This window comes from Alteromonas sp. RW2A1, assembly GCF_001886475.1.
In the GTDB taxonomy this organism is placed as follows: domain Bacteria; phylum Pseudomonadota; class Gammaproteobacteria; order Enterobacterales; family Alteromonadaceae; genus Alteromonas; species Alteromonas hispanica.
Genome location: NZ_CP018031.1, coordinates 1266060 through 1283262 on the forward strand (window position 1 = coordinate 1266060; position 17203 = coordinate 1283262).

Genomic DNA, 17203 nt, shown 5'->3' on the forward strand with positions numbered 1-17203 from the left:
CACCATAGTGAGGATATATCGTGTTTGAAGTATTACCCTATCTTGCCCCAGATCCAATTCTTGGCCTTTCTGCTGCTTATAAAGAAGACACCAACCCAAATAAAATAGATTTAGGTGTTGGCGTTTATAAAGACGAGCAAGGTAATACCCCTATTCTTTCAAGTGTTGCAAAAGCACAGAAGCTGCTGCTAGAGCGTGAAACCAGCAAGACATACATTACGCCTCAGGGTAATCAGGGCTTTATTGATGGCATGTTATCGCTACTACTTGGAAAAAATAGCCCAGTACTTCTTGCAGATCGCGTAGCTGCTGTGCAAGCACCAGGCGGTTGCGGCGCACTTCGTATTCTTTCAGAGCTTTTAGTACGTTGTAATGATAATGCGAAGGTATGGGTAAGTGATCCTACTTGGGCAAACCACATTCCACTTATTGGTTCTGCTGGCCTTGAAATTGAAACCTACCCCTATTTTGATAAAGCCTCTGCTGGCATCCGCTTTGACGCCATGATGGACACGCTTCGCCAAGTTAAAAAAGGCGACATTGTGTTATTGCATGGTTGCTGCCATAACCCAACGGGTGCAGACCTAACTAATGCACAGTGGGACGAAGTATTAGCTGTTGCTAAAGAACGCGAATTTTTACCTTTCATCGACGTAGCGTATTTAGGCTTTGGCGAAGGGTTAGAAGAAGATGCGTACGGTATGCGCCTTTTGGTTGAAAATCTTCCAGAAGTGATTGTTGCTGCTTCATGTTCTAAAAACTTCGGTTTATATCGCGAACGTGTTGGTTTAGCCGCTATTATTACGCAAGACACGGCAACCCGTAAGATAGCTCAAGGGCAAATTCAATCTATTGCACGCGCAATATACTCTATGCCACCAAGCTACGGCGGTGCATTGGTAGACTTAATTTTATCTGACGAAGCCCTTAACAATGAATGGGTGTCTGAGGTTAACGAAATGCGCGACCGTATGAAGACACTACGTGAATTGCTAGTGAAGAATCTTCATGACAATGGCTCGCCTAAAGATTTTAGCTTTGTAAACAACCAAAAAGGTATGTTCTCTTTCTTATGTATTACCCCTGAGCAAGTACGTGAAGTGAGAGAGAAACATAGCGTGTACTTTGTTGATTCAAGCCGGGTAAACATTGCTGGAATCAACAAAAACAATGTTGAAACCTTAGCAAAAGCATTGGTTTCTGTTCTATAGCCCAAGGCTAATTAAGCATAACCGTATTAACTACAGTTTAAGCTAAATGAAATGCCGCCGCGTTCAACAACGCCGCGGCTTTTTTTATCTCATAACCCCTCGCCCATAGCTTGACCATACCAAACTAAATGATGCCTATGTGAATTTCACTTGCCACATAGCCCTTTTATAGTTTTGAAAAGGCTATGTTCGGATTAACTGTTGTTGAATCGAAAAGAGCCTGTTTTCGTTAAGGTTTTCTGGATTATCCATAAACCTGAACCAACCCAGGTAGTGCTAGTAGTTCGCGTTGAATAACAGTGTGTTAAACAACGGTGATCTTCCTACAGAGGACTTTCACCTCATTAGTTCATGCCCATGCTGGGCGTACACAAATCAATCCAGCCGACCGCTAACGCGTCGGCTGATTGAGGCGTTATACGTTATCGAGGTTCTTTAAAACTTAAGATTTGAAAATAAGGATATTAATGAAAAATGTTATTGTAATTATTGTTGTTGCTACACTGCTTTTTGGCTGCGCTTCAACGCCAAACCTTTCGGCAAAGGCTGTGGAAGTTCAATCCGAAAATCTAAATCAATATTGGAAGATGAAATCACAATCTTTTAGTTTCTCATCGCCAATGAATGTAGCAAAGCGACCCAAAGGCCATGTAAAGGTTAGGTATTTGATTGATTCTAACGGCGAGGTATTTAACCCAAAAATAGTAGAATCGGTACCTGAAGGCGTTTGGGATGACCAAGGGCTTAAAGCTGTCAAACATATGAATTATCAACCCTCAGATTCGAACACCAGTAGAAACCCTGTGTATACGACAACACAATTTCATTTTGGTATCAGCGAATAACACATCGGTAAGTCCGCTCTCCTCTCTCACAAGGCCCCGCGAAAAAGGAGTAAAAAAGGTCAAAACTTTCTACTAAAGAGTTGAAGTTTTAAACGCTTTTTGTTTACTATCATAGCCGTCTACCCCCATAAACGGCGGGTGGATATTAGTAACGTAATTCAGGGATGAGGTTGCGCAAATAACTCACATCAAGAATGCATTTATGGCATACCACCAACTTGAATTCGTATCTGTTTTGTATAGTAAAAATGGAATTTAACGCAATGAAAATAACACTTTTATCAATAGCACTTACTCTTTTTAGCTTTCAATTATTTGCTTTCGCATCGCAGACAAATTCACAGCCTGAATCTCTTGCAATTTCTCATGCAAAAACTTGGCTGCAAGTTATAGATGCGGGCAATTACTCCGAAAGCTGGGAAAAAGCAGCCCCTTTTTTTCAGTCTCAACTTTCTCAAGCTAATTGGGATGCTGCCCTAACCAAAGCGCGCTCGCCATTAGGTGCTGTAGTCTCCCGCATTAAACTGTCATCAAAAGCGTATTCTTCCCTACCCGGCGTAGACGACGGCGAGTATTTGATCATTCAGTTTCAAACTGACTTTAAAAATAAAAAGAACGTCACTGAAACACTTACTCTGAGCAAAACGGAAGAGACCTGGTTGCCTATCGGCTACTTTATTAGATAGGCCATTAAATATACACTCTGCTCTCGCTCTATTTAGCTAAATGGAGCGAATAATTTCTATTACTCGTTCGTAGAGGATATTGTTTAGAATAGCTAAATCGTTACCTGTGGTGCTAACAAATTGAACAACAACCATATCCTCTTGTTCGAAATATCGTGCCACGCTTTGATAGCCAAGCACCCATCCCGTGTGGCCATATTGATAATTCGCACTATAGAGTTGAGCTTCATAATCACTGAAAAATGTACCCTCGTTCAACGCTCTTATAAATATTGCCACCTCTTTCGCCGTAGAAACATAACCGTGCTCTAAATGACGTAAGTCGTCATCATAGCCAAGGTGATAACCGCTAACTAAGTGTTTTTTATCAACCTCATTTGTCGAAAAGTAAGTGTTCGATAGCCCTAAAGGCTTTAGTAGCGTGCGCTTTATATACTCACCATGTGGCGCTCCCGTTATCTGGGCTATTATTTTTTGCAGAAGAAAGTAATTGCTATTTGAGTATTGGTAATCGATGCCGGGTTTAAAGTTAGCTGGCTGGTCGTAAATTAGGTCGATAACGTCGATTTCTAACTCGCCCCAGTGAAAAAGTTCGTGATCTGTAAAATTTGGAATACCACTTCGATGTTGAAGCAACATTTGAACTGTAATTTGATCAGCGTTGGCTATACGACCTCTTGTTTCAGGTAAATAGTCTGATAAATATCCGCCGAGTTTCACTCTGCCCTCGCCAACCAATTTTATAATTGCAGCTGCGTCGTACAGTTTTGCGATACTGGCAATTTTAAATAATGCATCGGGGTGAATTGGTGTTGGCGTATCGCGGTTTATATGGCCACTGGTATAAAAAACTGGTTCATGATCTTTTCTATCAACGTAGACGACTACACCGTCGATACCCTCGTCAATAAATTGATCTAACTCCTGTTGGAGCGTGCTAGGTAAAGGTTTTAAGTAGTACAAACCATATTGCCAAGGCGCAAAAAGATAAATACTGGTCAAGGTAACCAGCACGGCCATTGCTCTTAGAATATTAATGTTACGCGGTTTCATTATTTTACTATTTTCTTAGCTCGATAAACTGAGCAGGCTGAAAGTATGAAGTCCTACAGTAACAGCTAAGTCACCTTATGAAAGACAATTTATATCAACGACTACTTTTGAGTCTACTTTTATGGAGGGTTTCATTTAATCGTCACACATTTTGCTCTATTAACGCGCTATAAATAGCCAGCTTTTTCGTACGCTTTGTAACCCGCTTGAGTAAGCGTTTTCAGTTCATCAAAAAGCTCGGTATCTACTTTAGTAAAATTAAAACAAGATTTACCCTGCATGCGCTTTTTAAGGACGGGCGAAATATCTTCTAGCAACTCAGGAAACACATACACTGGCATGAGATGGTAGCTCACGTAGCGCTTGCCTATCTTGCATGACCCAAAATACATGGGTTGGTTGTTTGGCATAACGTGATGAGTGTTTATATAAAAATGATCAGGCTCATCTGTAACAACGACTAAACCACAAGCGTAAGGAACAAGAATATGTTTTAGGGATAGAAATACGCTCTCAGAATGTTCCATTCTTTCTCTCCTTTATTGACTTTTTACATCGTTAAAATAGCCAGCCGTAACAAGTCTTAAGTGCATTACACACAATTGTTATGTTACTGTTAATAATATATTAAAAAACAATTTTAAGTAGACAATCATGGCAGTAGATATTCATTTAACCAGCATTATGAAAGTTGGTGGAGGAGCGATATCAGAGCTTCAAGATATGCTTCTTACTTTGGGAATAAAAAGCCCTTGCATTATTGCAGATCCTGTAATGGTATCGTTGGGAAAAGTTGAAAGTATCACTTCAATGCTAGCATCCTATGCCAGCAACATCGAGGTCTTCAGCGATGTAATGCCAGAGCCAGATAATAAATCGATAAACGGCGCAGTGTCTCTGGTTAAACAAAGTCAGTGCGACGGCCTTATTGCTCTTGGAGGTGGTAGCGCTATTGATAGTGCAAAAGCTATTGCATTATTAGCGAGCCACGGGGGGCAAATGCGCGACTATAAAGTCCCCCAAGTAGTAACACAGCAAAGCATTCCTATTATTGCCATTCCCACCACTGCCGGTACAGGTTCAGAATGCACGCGCGTTACCGTAATAAGCGATTCTCAGTCGGCAGAAAAGATGCTTTGTATGGGGCCAGGCTTAATGCCGAAGGCGGCCATTTTAGATTATGAACTCACGCTATCTGTTCCCTATCGTGTAGCAGCAGATACGGGGTTAGACGCTTTAACCCATGCTATTGAGGCTTACGTTAGTAAAAAATCAAACCCCTTTAGCGACCAGCAGGCTATTGCCGCTATGCGGTTAATAGCTCCCAATATTATAAAAGCCTGTAAAACACCACAAGATAAAGCAGCCAAAGAGGCTATGATGCTAGGTGCAAGTTTGGCAGGTCTCGCATTTTCAAATGCGTCGGTAGCATTAGTGCATGGCATGAGCAGGCCTTTAGGCGTACATTTTCACGTACCTCATGGCATGAGTAACGCTATGCTTCTACCACTGGTTACTCAGTACTCATTAACAGGTAACTCAGAAAAATATGCCGAGGTGGCCCACTATCTTGGTTTAGTTGACGAGAGCAACATAACCAACATTGCTGACTCCCATGAGAGACTTATTGAATTTTTGCACCATCTAAATCAAGAGCTAGACGTACCTACTATGTCTTCGTTTGGTATACAAAAGGCGCCTTATGATGACATTATCGAATTGATGGCTACGCAAGCCATAGCTTCTGGCTCACCGGGTAACAACCCTAAAGTACCTGCACATGAAGAGCTCGTGCAACTTTATCGAGATGCTTATGCATAGCGGCTGCTGTGTAGCACGTTCATGCTGACGCTAAACAAAGGTTGCAAGCACATTGTAGATAAGTCGATTAAAGCTAGTTTTTTGCCGCTCTTATACCCTGCATAAGCAGTCTGTCGAGGGCGTTAGCAAAATTCTGTTTATCTCGTTGGGAAAATGCTTTGGGCCCGCCTGTGTGTTCTCCACTTGAGCGCATAGTCTCCATAAAGTCTCGCATGGTGAGTGCCGCGCGAATTGACGACTTATCAAATTCATCACCGCGAGTATTAAGCGCACTTGCACCTTTTGCGAGTATATCTGCCGCTAACGGTATATCGTTGGTGATGGCCAAGTCTCCCGCTTCAATTTTTTCGACAATGTAATCATCTGCCGCGTCAAATCCTGAGGGAACAACGGTAAGAGTTATGTGCTTGTCTGGCGGAACAGACATAGAATGGTTGGCAACTAAAGATAAAGGCAGACCTGTGCGTCGGGCTGCCTTAAAAAGTATTTCTTTTATTGCACCGGGACACGCATCTGCGTCTACCCATATATGCATAATTTTCTCTCTAACGTGGTTCTAACTTGCGCTATTGTACTAATTCGTGCATGACGTTGAGCTACGCACGCGTACAACAATTTTACGCAAGCATACCACCATCAACCACTACTGTCGTGCCTGTAGTATAACTAGACGCATCAGAAACAAGATATAGCACCGTGCCTGCCATCTCGTCAGGATCTGCCACTCTTCCAAGCGGAATTACTTTAAGCGCATGTTTTAAAATTTGCTCATTTGTTGTTAGTGCAGATGCAAACTTGGTATCTGTTAAGCCTGGTAGTAGAGCATTAACACGTATGTTTAAGCTACCGCATTCTTTAGCAAACGACTTAGTCATACTAATCACTGCTGCTTTGGTAATTGAGTAAATACCCTGCATGTCGCCTGGCGTTACACCATTCACCGATGCGGTATTTAAAATTACACCGCCGCCCTGCTCTTTCATCATTTTGCCCGCTTCAATAGACATGAAAAAGTAGCCACGAATATTAACATCTACCGTTTTATTGTATGCGCCTAAGTCAGTATCGAGTATGTGACCAAAATAGGGGTTTGCAGCAGCGTTGTTTACCAGTATGTCTAGTTTTCCAAAATCTTGCTTAATAGTGGCAAACGCGTTAGTAATTTGATCCATCTCCCCTACATGGCAAGCTAGTGCAGTCGCCTTGCCACCTGCATCTCGGATAGATGAAGCAACCGCTTCACAGCCATCTATTTTTCGGCTTGAAACGATAACATGTGCGCCGTACTGCGCCAGTAAGCGGGCAATAGACTCACCAATACCACGACTTGCACCTGTAACAAGTGCCACTTTTCCAGTTAAATCGAACAAATCTTTCATTGTTATAATCCTTATTTTTACATTCTGTGCTGTATTTTTTCTGTATTAATTTTTAAGCCAACATACCGCCATCAAGCACAACAGATTGACCGGTCATAAACGAAGACTCTTCGCTACACAACCATGCAATAGCATTGGCTATTTCTTCAGGCTTGCCTAAACGTTTCATTGGGTTAGCGCCAACCAAGCCTTTCTGGCCACGTTCATCTAACTTTGACAACACCCCTTGCACCATAGGTGTATCAACAAAACTTGGGCACACCGCGTTAATGCGAATATTCGCTCTTGCATATTCCACCGCCGCAGATTTAGTAAGACCGATGACACCATGTTTTGACGCACTGTAGGCACTGATCATAGGTGCAGAGCGCAGACCTGCCACCGAAGCAATATTAATTATATGACCACCACCATTTGCACTCATGTGTTTAAGTGCATTCTTCATGCAGTACCAGACACCGGCAAGGTTTACCTGAATGTTTTTCATAAACATAGCGTCGTCCACTTCGGTAAGCGGTGCTGGAAAGTGGTCAATACCGGCATTGTTAATAACTACATCTACTTTTTCTTGATGGGAATATGCAGTATCGAACATGGCTTTCACTTGTTCTGGGTCTGTCACATCAACCGCAACCGAATATGCTTTACCGCCTGCATTGGTTAACGTCTCAACAAGTGCTTTAGCGTTTTCTTCATTTAAGTCTGCAACACCAACCAGTGCACCGCGCTCACACAGCACTTTTGCAGACGCTGCGCCTATGCCGGAGCCACCGCCAGTGATGAGAATATGCTTACCTTGTACATTAGCCGCTACGTTCATGCGTTGTGCTCCACTTTTAATACGAGTTTTCCGAAGTTCTCTCCCTTAAACAGCATCATTAATGTGTCAGGGAAGTTTTCTAAACCTACTTCAACGTGCTCCTTTGCCTTAAGCTTTCCTTCGCCTATCCACGTTGCCATGTCATTCGCTGCTATTGGGTACTCTTTTACATTATCGAATACCACAATTCCCTCCATGCGAGCTCTGTTAACAAGCAGTGACAAGTAGTTCGAAGGGCCTTTTACTGGTGTGGTATTGTTGTATTGACTAATTGCACCGCAAATAACTATGCGAGCACGAATGTTAATACGAGTTAGCACCACATCGAGAATGTCGCCCCCCACATTATCAAAGTACACATCAATGCCCTTGGGGCATGCCGCTTTTAAGGCTTTGGGTAAATCATCGGCTTTGTAATCTACCGCAGCATCAAAGCCTAATTCGTTAGTTAGGTAATCGCATTTGTCTTTTCCACCTGCGATCCCTACAACGCGACAGCCTTTTATTTTGGCGATTTGTCCAACCACAGTACCTACTGCACCTGCTGCGCCAGAAACAACAACGGTTTCGCCCGGTTGAGGAAGTCCTGTTTTTAACAATCCGAAGTAAGCCGTCATTCCCGGCATGCCTAATACGCCCAAATAGCGTTCAAGTGGTGCTAAGTTAGGATCAACTTTATGCACGCCCTCTTCGCTTACCACTGCGTATTCTTGCACGCCGAAATGGCCGTAAACGTGGTCGCCCACTGCAAATTGAGAAGATTTTGATTCGATAACTTCCCCTACAGTACCGGCGCGCATTACTTCACCAATTTGAACTGGCTCAATATAGCTTTTACCGTCATTCATCCAGCCACGCATGGCAGGGTCTAACGAAATATATTTGATTTTTACCGCTATTTGACCTTGCTCTACAACGGGCAAAGTGACCGTTGCAAAATGCCAATTCTCACTGGTTGGCTCGCCAACCGGACGTTTGGCCAACTGCCATTGTTTATATTCCATAAATTTGTTCTCTTTTGTGAATTACGTTTTCTCGTCCTACTAAGCGGTGGAGCTAAGGCCACAGCCCTAAAAATAGGACGCTTTTACGCTGTCGCACGTTGTATCTTGAGACGACAATACTTCAATGTCTCTTTGGACTAACGGTAATTCCCAGTTAAGAAAATACTCGGCTGCCGCAAGTTTACCTTCATAAAAGTCGACATCTTGCCCTGTTGCTCCTTGAACCAGAGCTTGCTCGGCAACATTAGCCTGACGTAACCATATCCAGCTCACCACACAGCTAGAAAACACATTAAGGAAACAGCTTGCGTTAGTTAAAAGCACACTCTGTTTGTCTGAACGTAAATCTGCCCCCGCCTGCTGAATAAGTGCACCCAATTTGTCTAAATAGGGCTTAAGTTTGCCCGCGAGAGCCTGTGCACGAGGAGTCTCAGCCCGCTTCATGTCTGCAGTAACTCGTGCAAATAGTGCTTGAAGCCCTTTGCCGTCGTGTTGCCACAACTTTCTACCAAGTAGATCGAGCGCCTGAATGCCGTTTGTCCCCTCGTGAATTGGGTTAAGGCGGTTATCGCGCCAGCATTGCTCAACAGGATACTCTCGGGTGTAGCCCGCTCCACCAAGCACTTGAATAGCAAGATCATTGGCTTTGGGCCCAAATTCAGATGGCCACGCTTTAAATACAGGTGTTAATAAATCGAGTAATTGAGACAACTCTGTGCGCTTATCTTTATCTTGCTCGGTTTCCATCTCATCAATCAGCATGCTGCCGTATAAACATAGCGACATGCCACCTTCACAATAAGATTTTTGCGCAAGCAGCATACGACGCACATCGCCATGATTGATAATAGGTGTAGGGTCGTCCTCTGGAGCAAGGTTTGGTGCTGCTCTGCCTTGAGCTCTATCTTTTGCGTAGTCTAGCGAGTAGCGATATCCTCTATAGCCAATCATAGCAGCACCATAACCCACACCAATTCGCGCTTCGTTCATCATCATAAACATGTAACGTAAACCTTGGTGCGGCTCGCCGATAAGGTAACCGTGACAATCGTCGTTGTCGCCAAAGGTAAGCGCCGTTGATGTAGTACCGCGATAGCCCATTTTGTGAATTAGGCCAGCGAGTGACACATCGTTTCGCTCACTCGGGTTGCCTTCTGCATCTAATCGGAACTTAGGCACTGCAATAAGTGATATCCCTTTAACACCGGCTGGGCCACCAGGAATTTTTGCTAGTACCAAATGTACAATGTTGTCTGAAAGCTCGTGTTCGCCACCAGAAATATAAATTTTACTGCCCTTTACACGATAGGTACCATCTTCCTGTGGCTTGGCTGTGGTGCGAATATCGGCTAGTGCAGAGCCTGCATGGGGCTCGGTTAATGCCATTGTGCCGGTAAAGTCACCGGTAAGCATTTTAGGCAAAAACGCATTTTTGATATCGTCAGAAGCGAAGTGCTTTATCACGTTTGCCGCTGCGGCAGTTAAAAATGGATAGGATGTTGTAGATGGGTTTGCAGCAAGAAAATAGCCCGCACAGGCGTTCATTACGGTAACGGGTAATTGCATGCCGCCATCTTCATAGTCAAAGTGTCCAGCAATAAAGCCCGACTCGCGATAGGTATCAAAAGCAACTTTAACATCGTCAATCATGGTCACTTTTTTACCGTCGAAGGTAGGCTCATTTTTATCGGCAAGCGCGTTATGCGGTAAGAAAAGTTCTTCTGCCATTTTTTCTGCCATATCGACAACAGCATTGAATGTCTCAACGTTATGATCTTCAAAGCGCGGCTTTGAGCAAAGTGCTTCTGTGTCTAGCACTTCGTATAACTGAAATTGCATTTCTCTGCGGGGAATAATTTGATCGGCCATGTTCGTCTCCACGAATAATTGTTAACGTATTGTGTCATATTCGTTATCATGCCATTATTGTCATTAATGACACAATAATGGCCATAACTGCCATCAATCATCAAAACTAATTAGATAACATAAGCTGTATTATTTACATGAATGAAGCTCCCTTTACTGTCACCGTTTTTGGATTTAATCAGGCGCTCGCATCTGCCATCACAGGAGCTTTAGATGTATTTGCATTTGCAGGTATTAGTTGGCAGCGAATTCATAACCTGCCTACGTCTCAGAAATTTAAAGTGCAACTGGCCAGTGCTCATGGCCTTCCCTTTCACTGTTCTAATCAACTTACCCTTACGCCAAACATTGCCATTGAAGATGTCAGTCACACAGATATCCTCCTAATTCCAACCATTGGAGGTGATATCGACACTGTCCTAAGCGAAAATCAATCGCAGTTAGTTCATATAAAAAGATTGCAGAAAGTGGGGGCAGATATTGCCGCCAATTGTACCGGAACGTTTTTGCTTGCAGAGTCAGGTTTACTCGATAATAAAGTCGCTACTACACATTGGGGCTATGCAGATAAATTCTCACAACGCTATCATCTAATAGATCTGCAACCGGATAAAATGGTAACCGAACAAGATAATATCTATTGTGCAGGTGGCGGTATGGCTTGGATAGATCTCGCTGTTTTGCTAATAGAACGTTACTGTGGTCATCAAATTGCCAGTGATACCGCAAAATCACACGTGCTCGATTTTTCAAGAACCAATCAGACAGCGTATGCAAGCAGCCGGCAGCGACATTTTCATTCAGATAAAGATATTATGGCAGTGCAGTCGTTCATAGAAGAAAATCTTTCTTACAGCATTACGGTAAACACCCTTGCGACAACCCATAATATGACTGAACGTACGCTGAACAGACGTTTTAAACAAGCCTGTGGCACAACTCCAATACAGTATTTACAAGCCTTGCGTATAGAACAAGCCCGCAAATTATTGGAGACAACAGCTTTTTCAATAGAAAAAATCATTAACGCCGTGGGATACGAGGATTTGAGTTCGTTCACCCGATTATTCAAAAAAATAACAGGACTTTCTCCTTCTCAATACAGAACAAAATTCAAACGAAATTGATGTTTTTCTTACCCCTTCGATTTTCGTAAATTCTTCAAAAAAACGTCAAAAACTACAGCATTGTCCCATAAATTTAGGTAAACTGCCGCCCGCTGCGCATTTCAAAAAAAACAATAAGCGCACAACACTACAAAGTAACTGACACAATCATCTTGGTGAAAACATGAGTTCATATAAAATCGCTTCATTGGCGTTAGCGGTAAGCGCTGCTTTTAGTACGTCTGCACTTAGTCAAGAAACTACAACGACTGAAAAGAAAGAATCAGCACTTGAAAAAATTACTGTAACGGCACAAAAGCGTACGCAGTCTATTCAGGAAGTTCCTATTTCTGTTGCTACATTAAGCGGCGAGAAGTTCGAAAGCATTTTCTCAGGCGGCGAAGATATTCTTGCACTAGCTGTTCGCGTTCCGGGTCTTTACGCTGAATCATCAAATGGTCGCGTAGCACCACGTTTTTATATTCGTGGTTTAGGTAACACCGACTTCGACCTTGCCGCTTCACAACCTGTTTCTATTATCATGGACGAAGTGGTAATGGAAAACGTGGTTCTTAAAAGCTTCCCACTTTTTGACGTTCAACAAGTAGAAGTACTTCGCGGTCCACAAGGCACACTGTTCGGTCGTAATACCACTGCAGGTATTATCAAATTTGACACTGTTAAGCCTACTCAAGACCTTGAAGGTTATGCCAAAGCAGGCTTCGGCTCTTTTGGTACAATGAACTTTGAAGGTGCTTTCAGCGGTGGTTTAACTGACGATCTTTCTGCTCGTTTATCTGTTTTATCGCAAGACCGCGATGACTACATTGATAACGCATTCACAGGCGAAGATGATGCAATTGGTGGCTATGACGAAAAAGCATACCGTTTACAGCTTCTTTGGGAACCTTCTGCAGACTTCTCAGCATTACTAAACGTGCATGGTCGCGACCTTGAAGGTACAGCGTCTATTTTCCGCGCTAACGTTTTCGATAAAGGTAGCAACGACTTAAACGCTAACTACGATCGTGAAACTGTATTCTATGACGGTGACCTTGAAGGTGACGGCATCGATAACAACCCACAAGCATACGAAGGTTTTGGTACATCACTTAAACTTGAATATGACATGGACACAGTGACGTTCACCTCTATTTCTGCATTAGAAACAGCAGAAGGTTCAAGCCTTGGTGACATTGATGGTGGCTTTAATAATGCAGACGGCACATCAGGCCCTGGCTTTATTCCTTTTTCTGCGGTAACTAAAGACGAGCTGAACGACCTTGAGCAATACACGCAAGAGTTCCGTATCTCTAGTAACACTAACGACCCTATGAACTGGCAACTAGGTGCTTTCTATTACGATGCATCCTTTAACGTTACCAGTATCGACGGTTTCTTCGGCGCTACAACGGTTTTCCATGAAAACCAAACCTGGGCACTATTTGGTCAAAGTTCTTACCAAGTAAACGAAAAGCTAAATGTAACCGCTGGTATTCGCTACACACACGATTCTAAGAGCCTTGCTGTGGGCGAGCAAAACGTAAACGGCTTTGCGTTGGTCATTGGCGCTGCTAGCGTTCAAGACTATGACGACGTTAATGTAAGTGACGGCCAAGCAAGCTACGAGCTAAGCGCAAACTACCGTATTACTGACGACATGTCTGTTTTCGCACGTTATGCCAACGGCTTTAGAGCTCAAACTATTCAAGGTCGTGACGTAGCATTTGAAGCCTCACCTTCTGTGGCAGACGCTGAAACCATTAATTCATTCGAAATTGGTTTTAAGTCTGACCTACTTGATGACTCTTTGCGCTTAAACGCGGCTGCTTTCTACTACACTGTTGACGATATGCAGTTCTCTGCTATCGGTGGTGGAAATAACTTCACTGCACTAGTAAACGCAGACCAAGGTGAAGCGTATGGTTTTGAAGTCGATGCGCAATGGCTTGCTACTGATGAGCTTAGCTTCACAGCAGGTTACAGCTACAATCACACAGAAATTAAAGACGACTCACTAACTATCTCGCCTTGTGGCACAGACGCAGGTTCAGGCTTTACAGGTAACTGTACAGTAACCGACCCACGTCCTGATGGTTTTGTTGCGTCTATTGATGGCAATCCGTTCCCACAGGCGCCAGAGTCAATCTTTAACTTCACTGCTCGCTACACCATTCCTATGGGCGACGACGGTGAGTTCTTTGTATTTACCGACTGGGCATTCCAAGGTGAAACCAACATCTTCTTATACGAAGCCGTTGAGTTTACTACCGACAATAACTTTGAAGGTGGCTTACGCGTAGGTTACGAAAACTTCGCTCATAACTACACAGTAGCCCTATTTGGTCGCAACATTACTGACGAAGATAACGTTAAAGGCGCTATCGACTTCAATAACCTGACCGGTATTGTTAACCAGCCTCGCATCTGGGGTGTAGAGTTTAAATACACGTATTACTAAGCCATTTATTATTAAATAGCTTTTGTAACAAATAGCTTTTGTATTGAATAGAAATGGTAGCCAGTTGGCTACCGTTTTTTTATGTGGCGTTAAAATACTGGGCGGTTGTAATAGCAATAGTGCCAAGCTTATGCCGCTAGCTGAATGTCTTGTTTACTTCGTTTTACTAACTGCTCTAACTTTCTGCATACCTTTACCCAACGCGCAACGCGTTGGTAGTAAACCTGCTCTATCAAATTACCCTTTTCATCAAACAAAAAACTTGCCAGCTTTCCCTTATGCGAAGGCAAATAGAAGTGGTGCACACTGAAGAATTGAGATAGAGGAGCATAGGCCACCTTTTGGTACATACAAAAAGGAAGGTTGTTTGCGCGCTCATCGCCACCGGTTAACCTTACCCGCCGTTGGAACTCGTTCACTCCTGGAGTAGATAAAATACCGTACTTTGCAATGAGTTGATCAACCGACTTATTACCTGTTTGCATATATTCTCTCCTAGCAGTTTGCGCTTCTTAAACTTGAACCACCGCTTACTGACAAATTTTTTTATAATCGAGCATTACCACCAAATCAACTCGAATTATTTTAAACCACACTGTTTATTTGAACAGTATAATGCTGTTTGTTCAAAATGCAAACAAAAAAGCCGCTTTTAAAAAGCGGCTTTTATTAAGTTAAATTTTTACAAGCGGTATCTCACCCTGCACTTTTTGATGCGTTAAACTTATTGTAATGCTGCCTCTAAAAATGCCCACTGCTCGGCATAGCCTTGAATACGCATCCAGGTTGGTGTACCTGCTCCGTGGCCCGCTCTTGTCTCTACCTTGAGTAAAATTGGGTTGTCGCAGCCTTGTGATGCTTGCAGCTGAGCTGCAAATTTATAACTATGCCAGGGCACAACCCTATCATCGTGATCACCTGTTGTTAATAATGTGGCTGGATAGCATGTACCGGGGCGAGTGTTATGCAATGGTGAATATGCATAAAGGGCTTCAAACTGCTCTTTATCTTCGCTCAAACCATAGTCTGAAGACCATCCACGAGCATTGGCACTTGGAGTGTGATAGCGCAGCATGTCTAGCACACCTACCGCTGGTAAGGCCGCAGCGAACAAATCTGGTCGTTGGGTGATAACCGCACCAACCAATAGCCCTCCGTTTGAGCCACCCTGTACCGCTAGTTTATCGCTCGATGTGTATCCCTTCTCAATCAGGAAATTTGCCCCTGAGATAAAGTCATCAAATACGTTTTGCTTGTTTAATTTAGTCCCCGCTTGATGCCATTTCTCACCGTACTCACCACCACCACGAATATTTGCTATTGCAAGCACGTTGCCCTGCTCTACCCACACCATACGAGATATAGAATAGCTAGGCAGAAGAGAAACATTGAAACCGCCATAACCGTACAATAGCGTTTTGTTACTTCCGTCTAATTTTATTCCTTTTTTGTGCACAATAAACATGGGTACGTTAGTGCCATCTTTACTGGTATAGAATACTTGCTTTGTCACGTAGTTATCGTAATCTATTCCCGTATCGATGGTTTTAAAAACCGAGCTTGTTCCACTATCTAAATCATATTTAAAAACCTGCCCCGGATTGGTAAATCCAGTAAGCTTGTAGAAGGTGGAGCTGGCATTTTTACTGCCATTGAATCCTGACACGTTACCAACGTCTGAAAACGCTAGCTCTTTAAGCTTGTTTCCTTTGGTATCAAACACAACCACGTTAGCTTTTACATCTTTTAAGTACTGCACGAAAAGTTTACCGTCAAGCAGGGAGGCTTCGCGAAGCGTTGCGTCGCTACTTTCGATAATTGTACTAATATCGATAACAGCTTTATTGCTATTAGGGCTATCGTTTAGCGTTACCTGAATTACCTTACCAGTAGGCGCGTTTTGAGTAGATGAGAAGAAGAGTTTATTATCTTCTTCACCAATAAGTTCATACAAGCCATCCCATTTATCAAAAATAGGCAATAGAGGCCCCTGTTTCGTCAACGATTTTGCGTAGACGCCATTCGACTCATATCCTTCAAACACAGAAATAAGCAGTGTTTCACCATCTTGTATTACCGCTGGATATGGATTCCACGTTGGTTTATCGTCAAATTTAAAAACAAGTTTATCATCGCGCTGTTCAGTACCTAATTGATGAAAGTAAATCGATACTGTTTTGCTATCGTCATACTCACCGTTTTCATCTTTTGGATAGCGAGAATAGTAAAACCCCGTTTCGTCAGGCAACCAAGCGATATTAGTAAACTTCACACCGCTTAAAATATCGTTAGTATCTTGCTTTGTGTTTACGTCACGTACGTGAATTGTTTTCCAGTCACTACCACCATCAGAAAGCATATAGGCAAGAAAACCTGCTTTAGGGCTCACCTCGATGGAGGCCATAGACACGGTGCCATCATCACTTAGCGTGTTGGGGTCGATAAGTACTTCAAAGTTTCCTTCTCTATTCTCTTCGCTGGACACATACATGACATACTGATTTTGTAGCCCGTTATTGTAGGTATAAAATACTTTTGAGTTGACCATGAAAGGCGTAGTGTACTTTTCGTAATCCCACAGTGCTGTCAAGCGCTCTGTATAGCGTTCGTGAGACGGTAACTCACTCAATAACGGTTTCGCTAACGCATTTTGAGCATCAACCCACTCTTTCACTTCAGGCTCATTTTGAGCTTCTAACCAACGGTAAGGGTCGCTAACACTCACCCCGTGATAGTTATCAACCTGATCAACCGTTCTCGTAGCAGGGTAAGCCGATATAGCAGGGAGCACTGCACTTGAACTAGGGCGTGCTTCTTGTATGCTTGAACCTGACGCTTTTGTATCGCTTGCCGTATCGGTTTTATAAGCTGAATTACATGCAACAACAGCACTAGTAGCTAGTATCAGAACGAACGAACGCATTATTTTAGTTTTCAAATTACTCTCC

Annotated in this window: 15 protein-coding genes; 6 read left to right on the plus strand and 9 right to left on the minus strand. The window is 43.1% G+C overall.

The annotated features are described in order from the left end of the window. The first annotated feature begins 20 nt into the window (after positions 1–20). The 3 genes from BM528_RS05710 to BM528_RS05725 all read left to right on the plus strand — a co-directional run bounded on the left by BM528_RS05710 (position 21) and on the right by BM528_RS05725 (position 2742). Positions 21–1211 (plus strand): amino acid aminotransferase, encoded by a 1191-nt coding sequence (locus BM528_RS05710; protein WP_071979054.1) that lies wholly within the window; start codon positions 21–23, stop codon positions 1209–1211. A 467-nt stretch (positions 1212–1678) separates the two neighbouring features. Continuing rightward, positions 1679–2056 (plus strand): TonB family protein, encoded by a 378-nt coding sequence (locus BM528_RS05720; RefSeq protein ID WP_071979055.1) that lies wholly within the window; start codon positions 1679–1681, stop codon positions 2054–2056. Between the two features lie 263 nt (positions 2057–2319). Beyond that, entirely contained in the window at positions 2320–2742 is a 423-nt protein-coding gene (locus BM528_RS05725; RefSeq protein ID WP_083595216.1) for a DUF4019 domain-containing protein, read from the plus strand. A 36-nt stretch (positions 2743–2778) separates the two neighbouring features. Here BM528_RS05725 and BM528_RS05730 read toward each other — a convergent pair whose 3' ends face one another. Both BM528_RS05730 and BM528_RS05735 read right to left on the minus strand, forming a co-directional pair. Continuing rightward, positions 2779–3795 (minus strand): serine hydrolase domain-containing protein, encoded by a 1017-nt coding sequence (locus BM528_RS05730; RefSeq protein ID WP_071979056.1) that lies wholly within the window; start codon positions 3793–3795, stop codon positions 2779–2781. A gap of 167 nt (positions 3796–3962) precedes the next feature. After that, positions 3963–4322: a hypothetical protein gene (locus BM528_RS05735; RefSeq protein WP_071979057.1), complete on the minus strand. Its 360-nt coding sequence runs from the start codon at positions 4320–4322 to the stop codon at positions 3963–3965. Positions 4323–4449: 127 nt separating this feature from the next. On the opposite strand from BM528_RS05735, the gene BM528_RS05740 reads away from it, so the two are divergent. Next, entirely contained in the window at positions 4450–5616 is a 1167-nt protein-coding gene (locus BM528_RS05740) for an iron-containing alcohol dehydrogenase (RefSeq protein ID WP_071979058.1), read from the plus strand. Positions 5617–5689: 73 nt separating this feature from the next. Here the strand turns inward: BM528_RS05740 and BM528_RS05745 are convergent, their stop codons facing one another. The 5 genes from BM528_RS05745 to BM528_RS05765 all read right to left on the minus strand — a co-directional run bounded on the left by BM528_RS05745 (position 5690) and on the right by BM528_RS05765 (position 10688). After that, positions 5690–6151: a YaiI/YqxD family protein gene (locus tag BM528_RS05745; RefSeq protein WP_071979059.1), complete on the minus strand. Its 462-nt coding sequence runs from the start codon at positions 6149–6151 to the stop codon at positions 5690–5692. 82 nt (positions 6152–6233) lie between these two features. After that, entirely contained in the window at positions 6234–6995 is a 762-nt protein-coding gene (locus tag BM528_RS05750) for an SDR family oxidoreductase (protein WP_071979060.1), read from the minus strand. Positions 6996–7047: 52 nt separating this feature from the next. Then, the gene (locus BM528_RS05755; protein WP_071979061.1) at positions 7048–7815 is read right to left on the minus strand and encodes an SDR family NAD(P)-dependent oxidoreductase; all 768 of its coding nucleotides are present in this window, start codon (positions 7813–7815) and stop codon (positions 7048–7050) included. Next, positions 7812–8819 carry an NADP-dependent oxidoreductase gene (locus BM528_RS05760; RefSeq protein WP_071979062.1) on the minus strand — a complete coding sequence of 336 codons (1008 nt, stop codon included), beginning with the start codon at positions 8817–8819 and terminating at the stop codon, positions 7812–7814. The genes BM528_RS05755 and BM528_RS05760 overlap by 4 nt, the downstream gene beginning before the upstream one ends. A gap of 66 nt (positions 8820–8885) precedes the next feature. Next, positions 8886–10688 (minus strand): acyl-CoA dehydrogenase, encoded by a 1803-nt coding sequence (locus BM528_RS05765; protein WP_071979063.1) that lies wholly within the window; start codon positions 10686–10688, stop codon positions 8886–8888. 137 nt (positions 10689–10825) lie between these two features. Here BM528_RS05765 and BM528_RS05770 point away from each other — a divergent pair, with 137 nt between their 5' ends. Together BM528_RS05770 and BM528_RS05775 are read left to right on the plus strand one after the other, a co-directional pair. Further along, entirely contained in the window at positions 10826–11815 is a 990-nt protein-coding gene (locus tag BM528_RS05770) for a GlxA family transcriptional regulator (protein ID WP_071979064.1), read from the plus strand. A 163-nt stretch (positions 11816–11978) separates the two neighbouring features. Further along, positions 11979–14255 carry a TonB-dependent receptor gene (locus BM528_RS05775; RefSeq protein WP_071979065.1) on the plus strand — a complete coding sequence of 759 codons (2277 nt, stop codon included), beginning with the start codon at positions 11979–11981 and terminating at the stop codon, positions 14253–14255. Between the two features lie 128 nt (positions 14256–14383). Here the strand turns inward: BM528_RS05775 and BM528_RS05780 are convergent, their stop codons facing one another. Continuing rightward, complete coding sequence (locus BM528_RS05780) at positions 14384–14740, minus strand: hypothetical protein (protein WP_071979066.1); 357 nt, start codon at positions 14738–14740, stop codon at positions 14384–14386. A 239-nt stretch (positions 14741–14979) separates the two neighbouring features. Then, complete coding sequence (locus BM528_RS05785; protein ID WP_071979067.1) at positions 14980–17193, minus strand: prolyl oligopeptidase family serine peptidase; 2214 nt, start codon at positions 17191–17193, stop codon at positions 14980–14982. Between the last annotated feature and the right edge of the window lie 10 nt (positions 17194–17203).

Bases quoted from the DNA above. Each gene is read 5' to 3' on its own strand.
- BM528_RS05775 (WP_071979065.1), top strand. From the start codon at position 11,979: ATGAGTTCATATAAAATCGCTTCATTGGCGTTAGCGGTAAGCGCTGCT.
- BM528_RS05755 (WP_071979061.1), bottom strand. From the start codon at position 7,815: ATGAACGTAGCGGCTAATGTACAAGGTAAGCATATTCTCATCACTGGC.
- BM528_RS05745 (WP_071979059.1), bottom strand. From the start codon at position 6,151: ATGCATATATGGGTAGACGCAGATGCGTGTCCCGGTGCAATAAAAGAA.
- BM528_RS05730 (WP_071979056.1), bottom strand. From the start codon at position 3,795: ATGAAACCGCGTAACATTAATATTCTAAGAGCAATGGCCGTGCTGGTT.
- BM528_RS05725 (WP_083595216.1), top strand. From the start codon at position 2,320: ATGAAAATAACACTTTTATCAATAGCACTTACTCTTTTTAGCTTTCAA.
- BM528_RS05760 (WP_071979062.1), bottom strand. From the start codon at position 8,819: ATGGAATATAAACAATGGCAGTTGGCCAAACGTCCGGTTGGCGAGCCA.
- BM528_RS05720 (WP_071979055.1), top strand. From the start codon at position 1,679: ATGAAAAATGTTATTGTAATTATTGTTGTTGCTACACTGCTTTTTGGC.
- BM528_RS05780 (WP_071979066.1), bottom strand. From the start codon at position 14,740: ATGCAAACAGGTAATAAGTCGGTTGATCAACTCATTGCAAAGTACGGT.
- BM528_RS05750 (WP_071979060.1), bottom strand. From the start codon at position 6,995: ATGAAAGATTTGTTCGATTTAACTGGAAAAGTGGCACTTGTTACAGGT.
- BM528_RS05735 (WP_071979057.1), bottom strand. From the start codon at position 4,322: ATGGAACATTCTGAGAGCGTATTTCTATCCCTAAAACATATTCTTGTT.
- BM528_RS05770 (WP_071979064.1), top strand. From the start codon at position 10,826: ATGAATGAAGCTCCCTTTACTGTCACCGTTTTTGGATTTAATCAGGCG.
- BM528_RS05765 (WP_071979063.1), bottom strand. From the start codon at position 10,688: ATGGCCGATCAAATTATTCCCCGCAGAGAAATGCAATTTCAGTTATAC.
- BM528_RS05740 (WP_071979058.1), top strand. From the start codon at position 4,450: ATGGCAGTAGATATTCATTTAACCAGCATTATGAAAGTTGGTGGAGGA.